Here is a 15501-nt window from a genome sequence, read left to right as displayed (position 1 = left end):
GCAGGGGTGCGAGGACCGGCTCCCGCCGCTGAACGCCCCGGTCGGGGGCCGTCGAACGCGACGGCCCCCGATTCCGTACGTCCGTGGCCGGGTAGGCCCGTGCGCTCCCCTCAGCTGCCCCCCTGGGCCCCCGCCGCGGACAGGGGCCTGTGGTGGAACCGGCAGGGCGGGCCGGCCGGACGTCCGCCGGCCGATCCGATCCCGACGCACGGACCGGAACTCATGATGACCAGCACGGACTCCGCCTCCTCCGCGTCCGGGCCGATCGGGCGCGGGGCGCATCGACGACCGGACGGTCGACGACGAGGCGGTGGCCCCGTTCGGCGGCAGCAAGGCATCCGGGGCCGGAGGCCGGTCCGGGGGGCAGGGCGAGCCTCGACACCTTCTCCGAGATGTGGTGGATCACCGCCCGGGCGCGCATCGAGCGCTATCCGTTCCGACCACGCGCTCCAGTGCCATCATGACCGTCGAGCCCCTGGTACGGCTCGGGGCGGACCCGAGCCCGGCCGGCCACCCGCCGCCCGGGCGGAGGACCGCGTCGGCCGGCCGACGCGGCGCCGACGCCCGCCCTCACCCCTCCCGGAGCACCCCTTGAGCAGCGACAACGGCCACACCCTCGACGTGCAGGCGATCCGTTCCTGCTTTCCGGCGCTGAAGGCGGGGACAGCCCGCTTCGACGCTCCGGGCGGCACCCAGACGCCCCAGCAGGTCGTCGACGCGATCACCGGAGCCCTCACCTGCCCCCTGGCGAACCGCGGCGTCCTCACGGAGGCCGCGCGCAACGCCGAGACGATCGTGGCCGACGCACGGTCGGCCCTGGCCGACCTGCTCGGCTCGGAGGCCGGCTCGGTGGTGTTCGGGCGCAGCGCCACCCAGCTCGTCTACGACCTGGCGCGCACCATGGCCAAGGACTGGGGGCCGGGGGACGAAGTGGTGGTGTCCCGGCTCGACCACGACTCCAACATACGGCCCTGGGCGCAGGCCGCCGAGGCCGTGGGGGCGACGGTCCGGTGGGCCGATTTCGACCCCGGAACGGGAGAGCTCGACGCCGGTCACATCCAGGCCGTGCTGTCCGGCCGTACCCGGCTCGTGGCCGTCACCGCCGCCTCGAACCTCATCGGTACCTGCCCCGACATCCCCGCCGTCGCCGACCTGGTGCACCGAGCCGGCGCGCTCCTCCACGTGGACGCGGTGCACTACGCCTCGCACGCCACGGTCGATCTGACCGCCCTCGGCGCGGACACCCTGGTCTGCTCGCCGTACAAGTTCCTCGGACCGCATCTCGGCGTGCTGACCGGGCGGCGGGAACTGCTCCACAGTCTCCGGCCGGACAAGCTGCTGCCCTCCAGCGACGCCGTGCCCGAGCGCTTCGAACTCGGCACGCTGCCGTACGAGTTGCTGGCGGGTGCGACGGCGGCGGTGGACTTCCTCGCCGGGCTCACCCCCGTCGCCGGCAGCCGGCGGGAGCGTCTGGGGCACGCGTTCACAGCACTCGCCTCGCACGAGGACCGGCTGCGCGTCCGCATCGAGGAGGGACTGGCCGGGATGGACGGAGTCACCGTGTACTCCCGTGCGGCACGGCGCACGCCGACCACGCTGTTCACCGTGGCGGGCAGGGACTCCGGGGAGGTCTCCCGGCACCTGGCCGAACGCGGGGTGGACGCACCGGCCGGCTCCTTCTACGCCGTCGAGGCGTCCCGCCGGCTCGGGCTGGGCGAGGAGGGCGGCGTACGCGTCGGTCTCGCGCCCTACACCTGCGACGAGGACGTCGACCGGCTGCTGAACGCGCTCGACACGCCACGCAGCTGACACGGCGGCAGGCCCCCGAGGCGCTGATCCCTCCGGCCGCCGGACGCTGGTGGGTCGGCGCCCCGGGGGCGCCGGCGGTGGGTGTTTCAGCGCCAGTCGGGGGCGCCGGACGCGGGGGACAGGACACTCTCGATCTTCGTCCGGATCTCCCGCATGACCGCCACGACCCGCCTCTCGTGCTCCTTGCCGAGCCGCGCCACCGGCACCGAGCAGCTGATGGCGTCGACGGCCGGTGAGTCGTACCGCAGGGCGAAGCCGAAACCGGCGATGCCCGTCACCGTCTCCTCGCGGTCGATCGAGTAGCCGCGCTCGCGCACCCCGGCGAGATCGGCCAGCAGCGTGGCGCGTCCGGTGTGCGTCTTCTCCGTGAGGGGCGCCAGGGGCCCTTCGGGCAGCGGGAGTCGGTCGTCGGGACGCTCGGCGAGCAGAGCCTTGCCGAGCGCTCCGGCGTGCGCCGGGATGCGGCGCCCCACCCGGCTGATGGTGCGCAGGTACTCGTGGGACTCGCGCGTCGCCAGATACACGACGTTCGAGCCGTCGAGCCTGGCCAGATGGATCGTCTCGCCGAGCGCGTCCGAGGCCACGTCGAGGTAGGGACGCGCCGCGCGCACATGCGGGTCGCTGTCCAGATAGCTCGTCCCCGTGTGCAGGGCGCGGATGCCGATGCCGTACAGGGAACCGGTCGTGTCGGTGCGCACCCAGCCGCAGTCGACGAGGGTCCGCAGCAGCTGGTACATGCTGCTGCGCGGTACGCCGAGCTCTTCGGCGAGTTCGTCCAGCCGGGCCGGCCGGTCGCCCCGGGAGGCGAGGAGTTCCAGCAGCGCGACCGTACGGGACGCCGACTTCACCCCACGGACCCCGCTGTTCTCCGGCATCCGCCCATCCTAAATCCGCGCTGTCACACCCATTGACCCTGTCGCGTTCACCGCCCTAACCTCCGTTCTCATACATATACGCCATCTGCATATGAGGATGTACCGCCTGAGTGTGCCACCCGCCGCTCCGGCCGACGGCTCCCGCGAAGGAGCCGTCGCGCGCGGACGTTGCGACAGCCCGACACTCCGACAGTTCGAAGGGGAACTGACATGCCGCTCGTCGTAGTCGGGATCAGCGTTGTGGTGCTGCTGCTCCTGATGACCCGCATGAAGCTCAACGGCTTCGCCGCGCTGCTGCTCGTAGCCGTCGGCGTGGCTCTGGTCCAGGGGATACCGGCGGTCGAGATACCGGACGTCCTCTCGGCCGGAATCGGGGACCAGATCGGCGACACCATGCTCACCATCGGCCTCGGTGCGATGGTCGGGCGGATCATGGGTGACTCCGGAGCGGCCCAGAGGATCGCGGGCAAGCTGCTCGACGCCTTCGGGCCGCGCGGGGTCCAGCTGGCCATGGTGGTCACGTCCATGCTCATCGGCGTGACCATGTTCTACGAGGTCGCCTTCATCATCATCGTGCCGATCGCGTTCACCCTCGTCAGGGTCACCGGGGTGAACCTGCTGTGGGTGGGCCTGCCGATGTCGATCTCGCTGTCCACGATGCACAGCTTCCTCCCTCCGCACCCCGGCCCCACCGCCGTCGCCGCGACGTTCCACGCCTCCGTCGGCCACACCCTCTTCTACGGCCTCTTCATCGCCGTGCCGGCGGGTGCGCTCGTCGCGCTGCTGTGGCCGCGGCTGCCGTTCGTGAAGGCGATGAACCCCTCCATACCCAAGGGCCTGGTCAGTGAGCGCGAGTTCACCGACGAGGAGATGCCCGGCATGGGCTGGTCGCTGTTCGTGGCGCTCTTCCCCGTGGCGCTGATCGCCGGCGCCGCCGTGGTCGACATGGCAGTGTCCGGCGACAGCCCCTTCCTGCACGGGGTCGCCTTCATCGGCTCGGCACCGATCGCACTTCTGCTGGCCCTCCTCCTGGCGGCCTGGGCGTTCGGACCGCGGATCGGCCGCAGCCTGGCCGACGTCAGCGCCTCCTGCTCCTCGGCAGCCCAGGCGATGGCGATGATCCTGCTGGTCATCGGTGCGGGCGGGGCGTTCAAGAACGTCCTCGTCGAAGGCGGGATATCCGACTACATCAAGGACATCACGGAACACTGGGCGATTTCGCCGATCATCCTGGCCTGGCTCATCGCCGCCATCCTGCGCATCGCGCTCGGCTCGGCGACGGTCGCCGTCGTCACCGCCTCCGGCGTGGTGCTCCCGCTCCTCACGGGGAGCGGTGCCCACCCCGAGATGATGGTGCTCGCCGTCTCGTGCGGATCGATCGCCTTCTCCCACGTCAACGACCCGGGATTCTGGCTGTTCAAGGAGTACTTCAACCTTTCGGTCATCCAGGCGATCAAGGTCCGCACCGGCTACACGACCGTGCTCGCCGTCCTCGGCCTCGGCGGCGTCCTGGCGGCCGAGTGGACCCTCGACGTCATCGGCCTCTGAAGGCCCCGCACCCCGGCTCCAGGCCCGCCTCCCCCTCGCACCCAAGGAACCCGACCAGCATGAACCAGCCGACCGTCACCCACTTCGCCGTCTATCCCGTCGCCGGCCGCGACTGCATGGAGCTGAACCTCTCCGGCGCCCACGGCCCCTTCTTCACCCGCAACATCGTCGTCCTGAAGGACTCCGAGGGCCGCACGGGACTCGGGGAGGTGCCCGGGGGCGAGAAGATCACCAGGACCCTCCGGGACGCCGAGTCGCTGGTCCTCGGCGCGAAGGTGGGCGACTACAAGCGCGTCCTGCGTGAGATCGGAAGCCGCTTCGCGGACCGCGACTCCGGCGGACGGGGCGCCCAGACCTTCGACCTGCGGACCACCGTGCACGCCGTCACGGCAGTCGAGTCGGCCCTGCTGGACCTGCTGGGCCGGCACCTCGACGTGCCGGTCGCGGCCCTGCTGGGCGACGGTCAGCAGCGGGACTCCGTACGGGTGCTGGGCTACCTCTTCTACGTCGGCGACCCCGACCGCACGGAGCTGGACTACGCCCGCGAACCCGGGGCCGACGTCGACTGGTACCGCATCCGCCACGAGGAGGCCCTCACCCCCGGGGCGATCGTCCGCCAGGCCGAGGCCGCCTACGACCTCTACGGCTTCCGGGACTTCAAGCTGAAGGGCGGAGTCCTCCCGGGCGCCGAGGAGGTCCAGGCCGTCACCGCGCTCAAGGACCGCTTCCCCGGGGCGCGGATCACCCTGGACCCGAACGGCGCCTGGTCGCTGCGCGAGGCGGTCGAACTCTGCTCCCCGCTGGTGGGCACCCTCGCCTACGCCGAGGACCCCTGCGGGGCGGAGGACGGCTACTCGGGGCGCGAGGTCCTGGCCGAGTTCCGCCGCGCGACGGGCCTCCCGACCGCGACCAACATGATCGCCACCGACTGGCGGCAGCTGACCCACGCCCTGGCCCTGCAGTCGGTGTCCATCCCGCTCGCCGACCCGCACTTCTGGACCATGCAGGGGTCGGTCCGCGTGGCCCAGCTGTGCAACGCGATGGGTCTGACCTGGGGCTGCCACTCCAACAACCACTTCGACATCTCCCTCGCCATGATCACGCACTGCGGTGCCGCCGCCCCCGGGGAGTACAACGCCCTGGACACGCACTGGATCTGGCAGGAGGGCCTGGAGCGGCTCACCGTCACCCCGCCGCGCATCTCCGGGGGCGAGATCGCGGTCCCCGACGCACCCGGGCTGGGCGTCGAACTCGACACGGACCGCCTCCACGCCGCCCACGAGCTCTACCTGAAGGAGGCTCTGGGCGCGCGGAACGACGCCGACGCCATGCAGTACCTCGTGCCCGGCTGGACGTTCGACGCCAAGCGGCCCTGCCTGGTGCGGTAGGCCCCGTCAGGACGCCTGGCCCGCCTTCGCCATGAGACCGGCCGTCCAGACACGCACTGCCTCGGTGAGTCCGGGGGTGACGAAGGCCAGGAGCGTCTCGTCGACGGCTCCGCCGGGCCCGATCACCAGGCCGGTGCGTCCGTCCAGTGCCGGATCGGTGGCGGCGGCCAGCGGACCCGTCGCGGCCGCCGCCACCGGTGCCGAGACGCCCTTCCTGATCTCCTCCCAGTGGGGTCGCAGCGCGGGGGGCAGGATGTCGACGGTCATCTGCGCCGCGTTGTCCGTCGCGGCCGCGCCGGGATCGGCGGCGAAGACCGAGATGCCCCGGGGGCGGAGCCGCTCGGCGAGTTCCACGGTGTGCGCGAGGTGGGCCAGCTTGGCCCGCCCCGTTGCGGCGAGACCGTAGTGGGGGCCCGGCGGCTCGGCTTCGTCGAACACGCCCTGCGCGGCGGCGACGGCGCCCGACGTGACGTTCACGATGCGGCTCGGTGCCGCTTCGGCGAGCGCGTCGGTCAGCGCCCCGGTCAGGATGCAGGGCGAGAGGTGGTTGAGGGCGATGCTCAGCTCGATCCCCTCCGGGCTCTCCCGGCGCTCGGTCCACATGCCACCCACGTTGTTCACCAGCAGATCGAGGCCGCCCTCACCGGCGAGCCGTTCCCCCAGCACCCGGGTCCCGGCCAGGGACGACAGATCCGCGCGGACGAAGCGCCCGGCGCGGCGCCCCGCGGCCCCGTCGACCCGGGACACCGCCGCCCGGCCGCGGTCCGGGTCGCGACCGACGAGGGTGAGGTCCCAGCCCCGGCGCGCCAGCCCGAGGGCCGTCTCCAGCCCTATGCCGCCGGTCCCGGCCGTCACCACTGCCCTCGGTGTGTACTCAGTCATGCCGTGCTCCTGCTCGATGCCTCGGCCGGGGCGGGGCGCCCTTCGTCCGTGCCTCCAGCAGACCGCGCCGGCGGCGATCACGGAAGTTCCGGTCCGGCATGGCCCGATGCCGCGCGGGCATGGGTTCAGGTGGGAGGATGCGCTCATGGGTGACGTGGAGATCCGGCAGGTCCACTACTTCATCGCCGTGGCGGAGGAGGGCAACTTCACCCGCGCCGCGCAACGCCTGTCGATGACACAGCCCGCGCTCTCCCGCGCGATCCTGGCCCTGGAGAAGGCCGTCGGCGCCACCCTGCTGCTGCGCACGCCGAAAGGCGCCACGCTCACCGCCGCCGGTCACGCGATGCTCGAGGAGGGCCGGACCCTCCTGGCCCAGGCGGGGAACGTGACCTCACGGGTGCGCCGGGCGGCCGAGCGGAACGCCTCGGTGACGGTGACCGGCCCCGGATGCGACGCGGCCCTGCTGGACAGGATGGTCCGCTCGTACAACGAGGCCGACCCGCCGCATCCGGCCCGGACGGCCGTCGGAACGATCGACGACCAGCTCGGCCGGCTGCGGTCGGGGCAGGCGGACATCGCGCTCGTCCGGGCCCTCGTGGGCGGGACGGGACTGAGCAGTGTGGTGCTGCGCCGCGAACGGATCAGCGTGCTGGTGGGCGCCCGGCACCGGCTGGCAGGGGCGGGCACCCTGCGGATCGCCGACCTGGCCGGTGAACCACTGCTCGGCTGGCAGGGCCCGGGTGCTCAGCTCAACGACCCGGTCCTCTGGCCGGACGGGCTGCCGGGGACGCCGGGACCCCAGGTGAGCGACGGTCTGCAGATGCTGGCGGTCGTCCGCCTCGGGCAGGCGGTCGCGCTTGCCGCGCCACCGTCGGGCGGCGGCGGCGCGCCCGACGGAACCGTCAGCATCCCTCTGGAGGACGGGCCGGCCGTGCCTCTGCGGCTGGTCTGGCCGAAGGAGCGGACGACGCCGGGCATCCGGCGCTTCGTCCGGCACACCGTCACCTCGTTCCGCCGGACGGGACGGGCCGGGGCGGCGGACGCAGTCGCGGATGGCCGGTCCGCCGCCCGGGCCGGCTGACCCGCGGGCCCGTGGCCGGCCTCAGCCGTCGTCCCGTCCCGGGGCCCGGCCGTCAGCCGGGCCGGCGGCTCGTCCGGACGTTCCACCTGCCCTCGAAGCGGGAGAGACGGACCGGATGGTCGAAGCACTTGCTGATCCGATCGCTGGTCAGCACCTCGTCGACGGGCCCCGAGGCCAGGCACCGCCCGTCACGCAGCAGCATCGCGTGCGTCGTACCGGGAGGGAGCTCCTCCAGATGGTGCGTGACCAGGACCGAGGCGAGCTCCGGCGAGCTCTGCTGCAGACCGTCGATCCGTTCGATCAGCTGCTCACGTCCCGCGACGTCCAGACCCGTCGCCGGCTCGTCGAGGAGCAGCAGCCGTGGCCGCGGCATGAGCGCCCGTGCGATCAGGGCCCGTCCCCGCTCGCCCTGGGACAGCGTCGGCCACCGCGCGTCGCGCCGTGCGGCGAGGCCGAGCAGGGCGACGAGGTCCTCGGCCAGGGTCAGTTGCTCCGCCGTCGGCCGCCACCGGGGCACGGGCTCGACACTGTTGGTCAGTCCGGTCAGGACGACGTCCCTGACCTTCAGCGGTGAGCGCAGCGCGTGACGCGGGTCGACATGACCGACGTACGTGCGGAGCAGACGCAGATCGACCCGGCCCAGCAGGTGTCCCAGGACCTCGACCGTGCCGCGGGTTGGATGCGTGAGCGCCCCGAGGAGGCCGAGCAGGGTGCTCTTGCCGGCGCCGTTGGCACCGAGCAGGGCCCAGTGCTCGCCCGCCCCCACGGTCAGCGACACCTCGCTCAGGATGTGGTTCCCGTCGCGCACGACGTCCACGTCGTGCACCCGGAGCACCGGCGGCGTGTGCGTCATCGGGTCAGCCCTCCCGCCCGGTTGACGGCGGCCATGACCGCGTGGACGGAGGCGGCCAGGACCGAGGTGTCCCAGCCGGCTCCCCAGCTGACGGTCCCGTCCACCCGGCACTCGGCGTAGGCGGCCGCGGGGCTGCCCGGGCCGGTGGCCGTGGAGTGCTCGGCGAAGCCGAGGACGTCGACCGTGACGCCCGCCGAACGCAGGACGTCCGTCAGTGCCGACAGCGGGCCGTTCCCGGTGCCGCGGAGCGAGCGGACCTGTCCCTCGGCACGCAGTTCACAGCTGAACTCGTGTGCGCCGGGACCGGTTTCCGATGTGCTCCAGGACTCCAGGACGAAGGGGCCCTCCCCACAGGGTGCGACGTACGTCGTGCGGAAGAGGTCCCACAGCTCGCCGGGGGAGAGCTCGCTTCCCGTGCTGTCCGTGACCTGCTGCACCGTCTGCGAGAAGTCCGGCCGCATCGCCTGCGGCAGGTCCAGCCCGTGGTGCGTGCGGAGCAGATGGGCGATCCCGCCCTTCCCCGACTGCGAGTTGATGCGGATGACCTCCTCGTACGTACGGCCGATGTCGCCCGGGTCGATCGGCAGGTACGGCACTTCCCAGGGGGCCTCGCCGGCACTCACCCCGGCTTCGGCGGCCTGCTTCGCGTGGTGCGCCATGCCCTTGGCGATGGCGTCCTGGTGGGTGCCGGAGAACGCCGTGTGCACGAGCTCACCGCCGTAGGGGTGCCGCGGGTGGACCGGAATCCGGTTGCAGTGCTCCACCACGTCACGCACCGCGTCGATGTCGGAGAAGTCGATCATCGGGTCGACGCCCTGCGCGTACAGGTTGAGGGCGAGGGTCACCAGATCGACGTTGCCCGTCCGCTCGCCGTTCCCGAACAGACAGCCCTCGACCCGCTGGGCGCCCGCCTTCACGGCGAGTTCGGCGCAGGCGACGCCGGTCCCGCGGTCGTTGTGCGGGTGCACGGAGAGGACCACCGACTCACGGCGTGCCAGGTGGCGGTGCATGTACTCGATCTGGTCGGCGTACACGTCCGGGGTGGCGATCTCCACCGTCGCGGGCAGGTTGTGGATCACCGGCCGGTCCGGGCTCGCCTCCCACAGCTCGGTGAGGCCGTTGCAGACGTCCAGGACGAAGTCCGGCTCCGTGAGGTTGAAGACCTCCGGGGAGAACTCGAACCGGATGTCCCCGCCCGGACGCTCCTCTGCACGCCGCATCAGACGGGTCGCGGCGTCGCGGATCAGTGCGTGGACCTCGGACCTGGACCGCCCCAGGACGACGTCCCGCCATGTGGGCGCGGTGGCGGTGTAGAGGTGGACGACGACGTGGGGGAGTCCTTCGACCGAGTCGACGGTCCGGTCGATCAGGTCCTGGCGGGCCGCGGTGAACACGGAGACCGTCACGTCGTCGGGCACCGCGCCGCTCCCGGCGAGATGGCGTACGAAGTCGAAGTCGGTCCGGCTGGCGGACGGGTAGCCGACCTCGATCTCCTTGAAGCCCATGGTGACCAGGAGGTCGAACATGCGGCGCTTGCGCTCGGTGTCCATGGGCTCGGCCAGCGCCTGGTTGCCGTCCCGCAGATCGACGGGCACCCACAGGGGGGCACGCTCCAGCCGGCGCGAGGGCCAGGTGCGGTCGGTGAGCGGCGGCAGGGGCACCCGGTCGTGGGCGGGGCGGTAGCGGTGGTGCGGCATCGCACTCGGGCGCTGGGGGTTCCAGGCCGGCGCGTCCGCCGGCACGGCGCCGGACGGAGGACGCAAGGTCGGAAACGACGTGGTATCGGACATGGAGGTCATCGCGGGGGAGCCACTCTCGGTCGGCCGTGGAGCGACCGGCACAGCCCGACACCCGCTGCGGGGGGCCGGTCGGTCGTGTGTCAGGCCCCGCAGCGGCGGACGAGGAGAAGGCGCTCGTTCTGCGGCATGCCGGGTACAGTAGCCGGAAGAAACTCCTCAGACAACCTGAGGAGTAAGGCCCCCGGGGAATTGAGCACACATGCCGTTGGGACCCCTGAGACCCTCGCCCCTTGTCGAGCAGGCGACCGATCACCTGCGCGAACAGATCACGGGCGGCACGTGGCCCGTGGGTACGAGACTGCCGAGCGAGACGGCTCTGGCCGCGTCACTCGGCATCGGACGGTCGACGGTCCGTGAGGCGCTGCGCGCACTCGCCGGGGCGGGCCTGGTGCGGGCCCGGCAGGGGGCCGGCGTCTTCGTCATCGCGTCCGAGCCCGAGGAGGACTGGGCCACGCGGCTGCGTCGCGCTGCCGTCACCGACGTCTACGAGGTCCGCATCGGCATCGAGGTCGAAGCCGCGCGACTGGCCGCGCGACGGCGGACGGGCGACGACATCGCCGCCCTCGGCGCGGCCCTGGCCGGACGCCGGGCCGCGTCGGACGCGGACGACGCCGCGTTCGTCGACGCCGACATCGCGCTGCACGCGGCCGTGGTCGCGGCGGCGCACAACCCCGTGCTCTCGGCGCTGTTCACCGAATTCGTCCCCACGCTGCGGCGGGGGCTGATCGACATGCTGGAACTGCTCGACCTGCGCGCGGACGACCCCGACCACGGTGACCACGACCACGCCTCACTGGTGGACGCAGTCGCCCGGGGGGACGGTGACGCGGCGAGCAGCACGTTGCGCGAGGAACTGGAACGGACGCTGGCCCGACTGGCGTCGGTCTGATGCTCAGACCCTGCCCGGCGAACGTTCCCCGCCGGGGGACCGCTCGTCGCGTACGGCTTCTGTCCCGGCGGCCAGGCCTGCCATGTCGCGTGCGTGCGTGCGGTACTTGCTCGTGAGGCTGCCGGTCCGAGGCGGTGGAACCGTCCGTGCTCACACCCCGCCGGCGATCCTCATCACCGTGCCGGTGGCGTAGGAGGCGTCGTCCGAGAGCAGCCAGGCGACCGCTCCGGCGATTTCCTCGGGCTTGCCTGCGCGGCCCATGGGGGTGACCGCCGCCACCTTCGCCGGCCGCTGCGGATCGGCGTGGAAATCCGTCCAGATCGTGCCGGGGGCGACGCAGTTGACCCGGATGCCGTCGCCCGCCACCTCCTTGGACAGCCCGACCGTCATGGCGTCCACGGCGGCCTTCGCCGCCGCGTAGTGGACGTAGGTGCCGGGGCTGCCCAGGGTCGCGGCGGCGGAGGAGATGTTCACGATCGCCCCGCCCGCCGTCATGTCGCCGATGGCCCGGCGGGCGCACAGCAGGTAACCGAGGATGTTGACCTCCAGGGCCTGCCGCATTCCGTCCGGGTCGGCGTCGGCCAGCGGTCCGACCGGCCCGCTCACCCCGGCGTTGTTCACCAGTCCGGTGACCGGGCCCAGGTGTGAGGCGGCGGTCTCGAAGAACCGGTCCACGTCCGCCGCGTCGGCGGTGTCGACCGCGACCGCGACGGCCGCCCGGCCCAGCGCGCGCACCCCTTCGGCCACGCCCTCGGCCGCCTCGGCGTTCGACCGGTAGCCGATGACGACGTCGTGTCCCTCGGCCGCCAGCCGCAGGCAGATCGCCGCGCCGATGCCCCGGCTGCCGCCGGTGACCGCAGTCACCCGCTTCCGCTCTCCCTGTTCCGCCATGTCCGGTCCTCCGAGCTGGGCATGTGAATGATCGACCGGACAGCCACCCTATCCGGACGGCCCCCGCGCCCCCTGACCCGCAGGGCGATACAGCTAGTGCCCGTGCTCGTCCGACGGCGCTGTCGTGCCGGGGGTCTGTGCCGCCGCTCCCGACGGAACGGTGAAGGCCGCTGTCCGGACGGTGCCGTCGTGCTTGAAATCCAGGAACAGCCGGTAGGTGGCGGAACCGGGCGCCGTCGCGGTGAAGGAGACGCCGGGCCCGGGCCCCGTGGAGCCTTCGGGGTGGACGTGGAGATGGGCGAGGTCTCCGGCACGCAGGGCGACGAGGTGCCCGTACGCGCCCAGGTAGGGCTGAAGGTCGGTGACCGGGCGGCCGTCCTTCCGCACGGTGAAGGTGAGGCGTTCCGGCACGTCGGGACGCAGATTGCCGTTCAGGGAAACCGTGTAGCCGTCGACGAGGGCCGTCCGGGCGGGCTTCGGGAGCTTCGCCGCCCGGTACGGCCCGGACACGGCGAGATCCGCTCCCAGGGTCAGATCCCCGGCGTTCGAGTCCGCGGGTGTGAAGTCGGCGAAGACCCGGTAGTCGCCCGCCGCCGGCAGTTCGACCGCTGTGCTCCACGTCCCGTCGGCCGCCCGGGCCGGGTGCAGATGGCGGTAGGTGGCCAGATCGCGTGAGGCGAGGATCAGGTGGAGTTCCTTGCCGTGCTCGCGCCGGAACTCCGTGACCCGCTCTCCGGCCCGGTCCCGGACGGCGAACCGCAGTTCGCGCCGCTGCCCTGCCTCCAGCCGTGGGGTCCTGAGGTCGAGCGTGTATCCGCCCTCGGTGATCTGCAGGCCCCCCGCGGGACGCTCCTCGCGGCTCTCGTCGGTGTGCGGCGCCGCGCTCCCGGCGTGTTCGGCGCGCTCGGGGGAGCCGGTGGTTCCGGCGTCGGTGCCCACGGCTGCCCCGATGCCGTAGGCGGCACCGAAGGACGCGGTGAGTGCGGCGACGAAGGCGCTGATCTTCGCGGCGGGGTTCATGACTGCTCCTGCTCCTGTGCTCTCCGGCGAGGGCCCGAGAGGGGCCGATTCCCCTGAGCGTATACCCAAGGGGGGTATGTGTGGCCGGTGCGGTCGAAGCTTGTCATGCATACGGGCGGGGGGTATAGCCTGGAGATGGAGAGGATACCCGTGAGGGGTATGTTGGTCCCATTCGGACGAGGAGCAGGAAATGACTCCCACCAGTCCCGGCGCCGCCCGGGTCGAGCTCGCCATCGGCGGCATGACCTGTGCTTCGTGCGCGGCCCGGATCGAGAAGAAGCTCAACCGCATGGAGGGGGTCGAGGCCACCGTCAACTACGCCACGGAGAAGGCCAGGGTCGCCTACGCCGGGGAAGTGTCGGTCGACGACCTGATCGCCACGGTCGAGGCCACCGGCTACTCCGCCCGGCGACCCGCCCCGCCCGGCCCCGGGCCCGGGAACGCCGACGGCCCGGGCGACGGCCGGGCCGAGGACGAGCCCGCCGACACCGAGCTGAGGTCCCTGCGCCAGAGGCTCGTCACCGCCGCCGTGCTCGCCGTGCCGGTCATCGCGATGGCGATGGTCCCGGCTCTCCAGTTCGAGTACTGGCAGTGGCTTTCCCTCACGCTGGCCGCGCCGGTCGTCACGTACGCCGCCTGGCCCTTCCACCGCGCCGCCTGGACCAACGCCCGGCACGGCGCCGCCACCATGGACACCCTCATCTCGGTCGGTACGTCGGCCGCGTTCCTGTGGTCGTTGTGGGCGCTCTTCCTCGGGACCGCGGGCACACCGGGCATGACGCACCCCTTCGAACTCACCATCGGCCGGAGCGACGGAGCGGGGAACATCTATCTGGAGGCCGCCGCCGGCGTCACGGCCTTCATCCTGGCCGGCCGGTACTTCGAGGCCCGCTCGAAGCGCAAGGCGGGCGCCGCGCTCAAGGCACTCATGGAGCTGGGCGCCAAGGAGGTCACCGTCCTGCGTGACGGCCGTGAGATCACCCTGCCCACGGCCGCGCTCCGGGCCGGGGACCGCTTCCTGGTGCGCCCCGGCGAGAAGATCGCCACGGACGGCACGGTGGTGGAGGGCTCGTCCGCCGTCGACGTCTCCATGCTCACCGGCGAGTCGGTGCCCGTCGAGGTCACCGCCGGGGACTCCGTCACGGGAGCCACCCTCAACGCGGGCGGCCGGCTGGTCGTCGAGGCCACCAGGGTCGGTGCCGACACCCAGCTGGCCCGGATGGCCGCACTGGTGGAGGAGGCCCAGAGCGGCAAGGCCTCCGCCCAGCGGCTCGCCGACAGGATCTCCGCGGTCTTCGTGCCCGTCGTCATGGGGCTGGCGCTCGCGACACTCGGCTTCTGGCTCGGTTCGGGCGCCGGACTCAGCGCCGCGTTCACCGCGGCCGTCGCCGTACTGATCATCGCCTGCCCCTGCGCGCTGGGCCTGGCCACACCGACCGCCCTGCTGGTCGGCACCGGCCGCGGGGCCCAGCTCGGCATCCTGATCAAGGGGCCCGAGGTCCTGGAGAACACCCGCAAGGCGGACACGATCCTCCTCGACAAGACGGGCACCGTCACCACCGGCCGCATGACGCTGCTGAAGGTCCACACCACCGGATCCACGGACGAGACCGAAGTGCTGCGCCTCGCCGGAGCGTTGGAGCACTCCTCCGAGCACCCGATCGCCCGGGCGGTCGCCGAGGGCGCCGCGGCGAGGGTGGGCACGCTGCCCGTGCCCGAGGACTTCGCCAACGTTCCCGGCCTCGGCGTCCAGGGCGTCGTGGACGGCCGTGCCGTGCTCGTCGGCCGCGAGAAGCTGCTGGGCGAACGGGCCGTCGAGCTTCCCGAAGGGCTCAGGTCCGCCAGGGAGGAGGCCGAGAGGGAAGGGAGGACCGCGATCACCGTGGCCTGGGACGGCGAGGCACGGGCGGTCCTGGAGGTCGCCGACGCGGTGAAGGACACCAGTGCCGAGGCGGTCCGCCGGCTGCGTTCGCTAGGCCTGACACCCGTCCTGCTGACCGGCGACAACAAGGCGGTCGCCGAGTCCGTCGCCGCCCAGGTCGGCATCGACGAGGTCGTCGCCGAGGTCATGCCGCAGGACAAGGCCGACGTCGTCAGGAGGCTCCAGGCGGAAGGGCGCAGCGTCGCCATGGTCGGCGACGGTGTCAACGACGCTGCCGCACTCGCCCAGGCGGACCTGGGCCTGGCCATGGGGACCGGCACGGACGCCGCCATCGAGGCGGGTGACCTGACGCTCGTACGCGGGGACCTGCGGGTGGCCGCCGACGCGATCCGGCTCTCCCGCAGGACGCTGGGCACGATCCGCTCGAATCTGTTCTGGGCCTTCGCCTACAACGTGGCGGCCCTCCCGCTCGCCGCGGCCGGTCTGCTCAACCCGATGATCGCGGGTGCGGCCATGGCCTTCTCGTCGGTCTTCGTCGTCGGCAACAGCCTTCGGCTGCGCGGCTTCCGCGCCGCCGGCTGAGG

The 15501-nt window shown here is 72.5% G+C and carries 12 protein-coding genes; 6 read left to right on the top strand and 6 right to left on the bottom strand.

Going from position 1 to position 15501, the window contains the following annotated elements; all coding sequences use genetic code 11:
• The first annotated feature begins 591 nt into the window (after positions 1–591).
• Positions 592–1809, top strand: coding sequence for a cysteine desulfurase-like protein (locus P8A20_RS08240; RefSeq protein WP_306103237.1), 1218 nt, complete (start codon positions 592–594; stop codon positions 1807–1809).
• Positions 1810–1895: 86 nt separating this feature from the next.
• On the opposite strand, the gene P8A20_RS08235 is transcribed toward P8A20_RS08240, so the two are convergent.
• Positions 1896–2684, bottom strand: a complete 789-nt coding sequence (locus P8A20_RS08235; RefSeq protein WP_306103236.1) for an IclR family transcriptional regulator — start codon at positions 2682–2684, stop codon at positions 1896–1898.
• A gap of 210 nt (positions 2685–2894) precedes the next feature.
• On the opposite strand from P8A20_RS08235, the gene P8A20_RS08230 reads away from it, so the two are divergent.
• Entirely contained in the window at positions 2895–4232 is a 1338-nt protein-coding gene (locus tag P8A20_RS08230; RefSeq protein WP_147961864.1) for a gluconate:H+ symporter, read from the top strand.
• 59 nt (positions 4233–4291) lie between these two features.
• Entirely contained in the window at positions 4292–5620 is a 1329-nt protein-coding gene (locus P8A20_RS08225; protein ID WP_147961863.1) for an enolase C-terminal domain-like protein, read from the top strand.
• Positions 5621–5626: 6 nt separating this feature from the next.
• Here the strand turns inward: P8A20_RS08225 and P8A20_RS08220 are convergent, their stop codons facing one another.
• Positions 5627–6502 (bottom strand): SDR family NAD(P)-dependent oxidoreductase, encoded by an 876-nt coding sequence (locus P8A20_RS08220; RefSeq protein ID WP_147959874.1) that lies wholly within the window; start codon positions 6500–6502, stop codon positions 5627–5629.
• A 145-nt stretch (positions 6503–6647) separates the two neighbouring features.
• Between P8A20_RS08220 and P8A20_RS08215 the strand changes: the two genes are divergently transcribed.
• Complete coding sequence (locus P8A20_RS08215; RefSeq protein ID WP_147959875.1) at positions 6648–7583, top strand: LysR family transcriptional regulator; 936 nt, start codon at positions 6648–6650, stop codon at positions 7581–7583.
• Positions 7584–7635: 52 nt separating this feature from the next.
• Here the strand turns inward: P8A20_RS08215 and P8A20_RS08210 are convergent, their stop codons facing one another.
• Both P8A20_RS08210 and leuA read right to left on the bottom strand, forming a co-directional pair.
• Complete coding sequence (locus P8A20_RS08210) at positions 7636–8436, bottom strand: ABC transporter ATP-binding protein (RefSeq protein ID WP_147959876.1); 801 nt, start codon at positions 8434–8436, stop codon at positions 7636–7638.
• Entirely contained in the window at positions 8433–10226 is a 1794-nt protein-coding gene (leuA, locus tag P8A20_RS08205) for a 2-isopropylmalate synthase (protein ID WP_306103235.1), read from the bottom strand. Before leuA ends, P8A20_RS08210 begins: the two co-directional genes overlap by 4 nt.
• A gap of 208 nt (positions 10227–10434) precedes the next feature.
• Here leuA and P8A20_RS08200 point away from each other — a divergent pair, with 208 nt between their 5' ends.
• Positions 10435–11124, top strand: a complete 690-nt coding sequence (locus P8A20_RS08200; protein WP_306103234.1) for an FCD domain-containing protein — start codon at positions 10435–10437, stop codon at positions 11122–11124.
• Positions 11125–11274: 150 nt separating this feature from the next.
• Here P8A20_RS08200 and P8A20_RS08195 read toward each other — a convergent pair whose 3' ends face one another.
• Positions 11275–12015, bottom strand: a complete 741-nt coding sequence (locus P8A20_RS08195) for an SDR family NAD(P)-dependent oxidoreductase (protein WP_147959879.1) — start codon at positions 12013–12015, stop codon at positions 11275–11277.
• A 93-nt stretch (positions 12016–12108) separates the two neighbouring features.
• Entirely contained in the window at positions 12109–13035 is a 927-nt protein-coding gene (locus P8A20_RS08190) for a DUF8832 domain-containing protein (protein ID WP_306103233.1), read from the bottom strand.
• 190 nt (positions 13036–13225) lie between these two features.
• Between P8A20_RS08190 and P8A20_RS08185 the strand changes: the two genes are divergently transcribed.
• Positions 13226–15499: a heavy metal translocating P-type ATPase gene (locus P8A20_RS08185; protein ID WP_147959881.1), complete on the top strand. Its 2274-nt coding sequence runs from the start codon at positions 13226–13228 to the stop codon at positions 15497–15499.
• Positions 15500–15501 lie beyond the last annotated feature (2 nt).

The sequence above is a fragment of the Streptomyces sp. Alt3 genome, from assembly GCF_030719215.1.
Lineage (GTDB): Bacteria > Actinomycetota > Actinomycetes > Streptomycetales > Streptomycetaceae > Streptomyces > Streptomyces glycanivorans.
The sequence above is the reverse complement of the archived record's forward strand: the minus strand, read 5'-3'. Positions and strand labels throughout refer to the sequence as shown.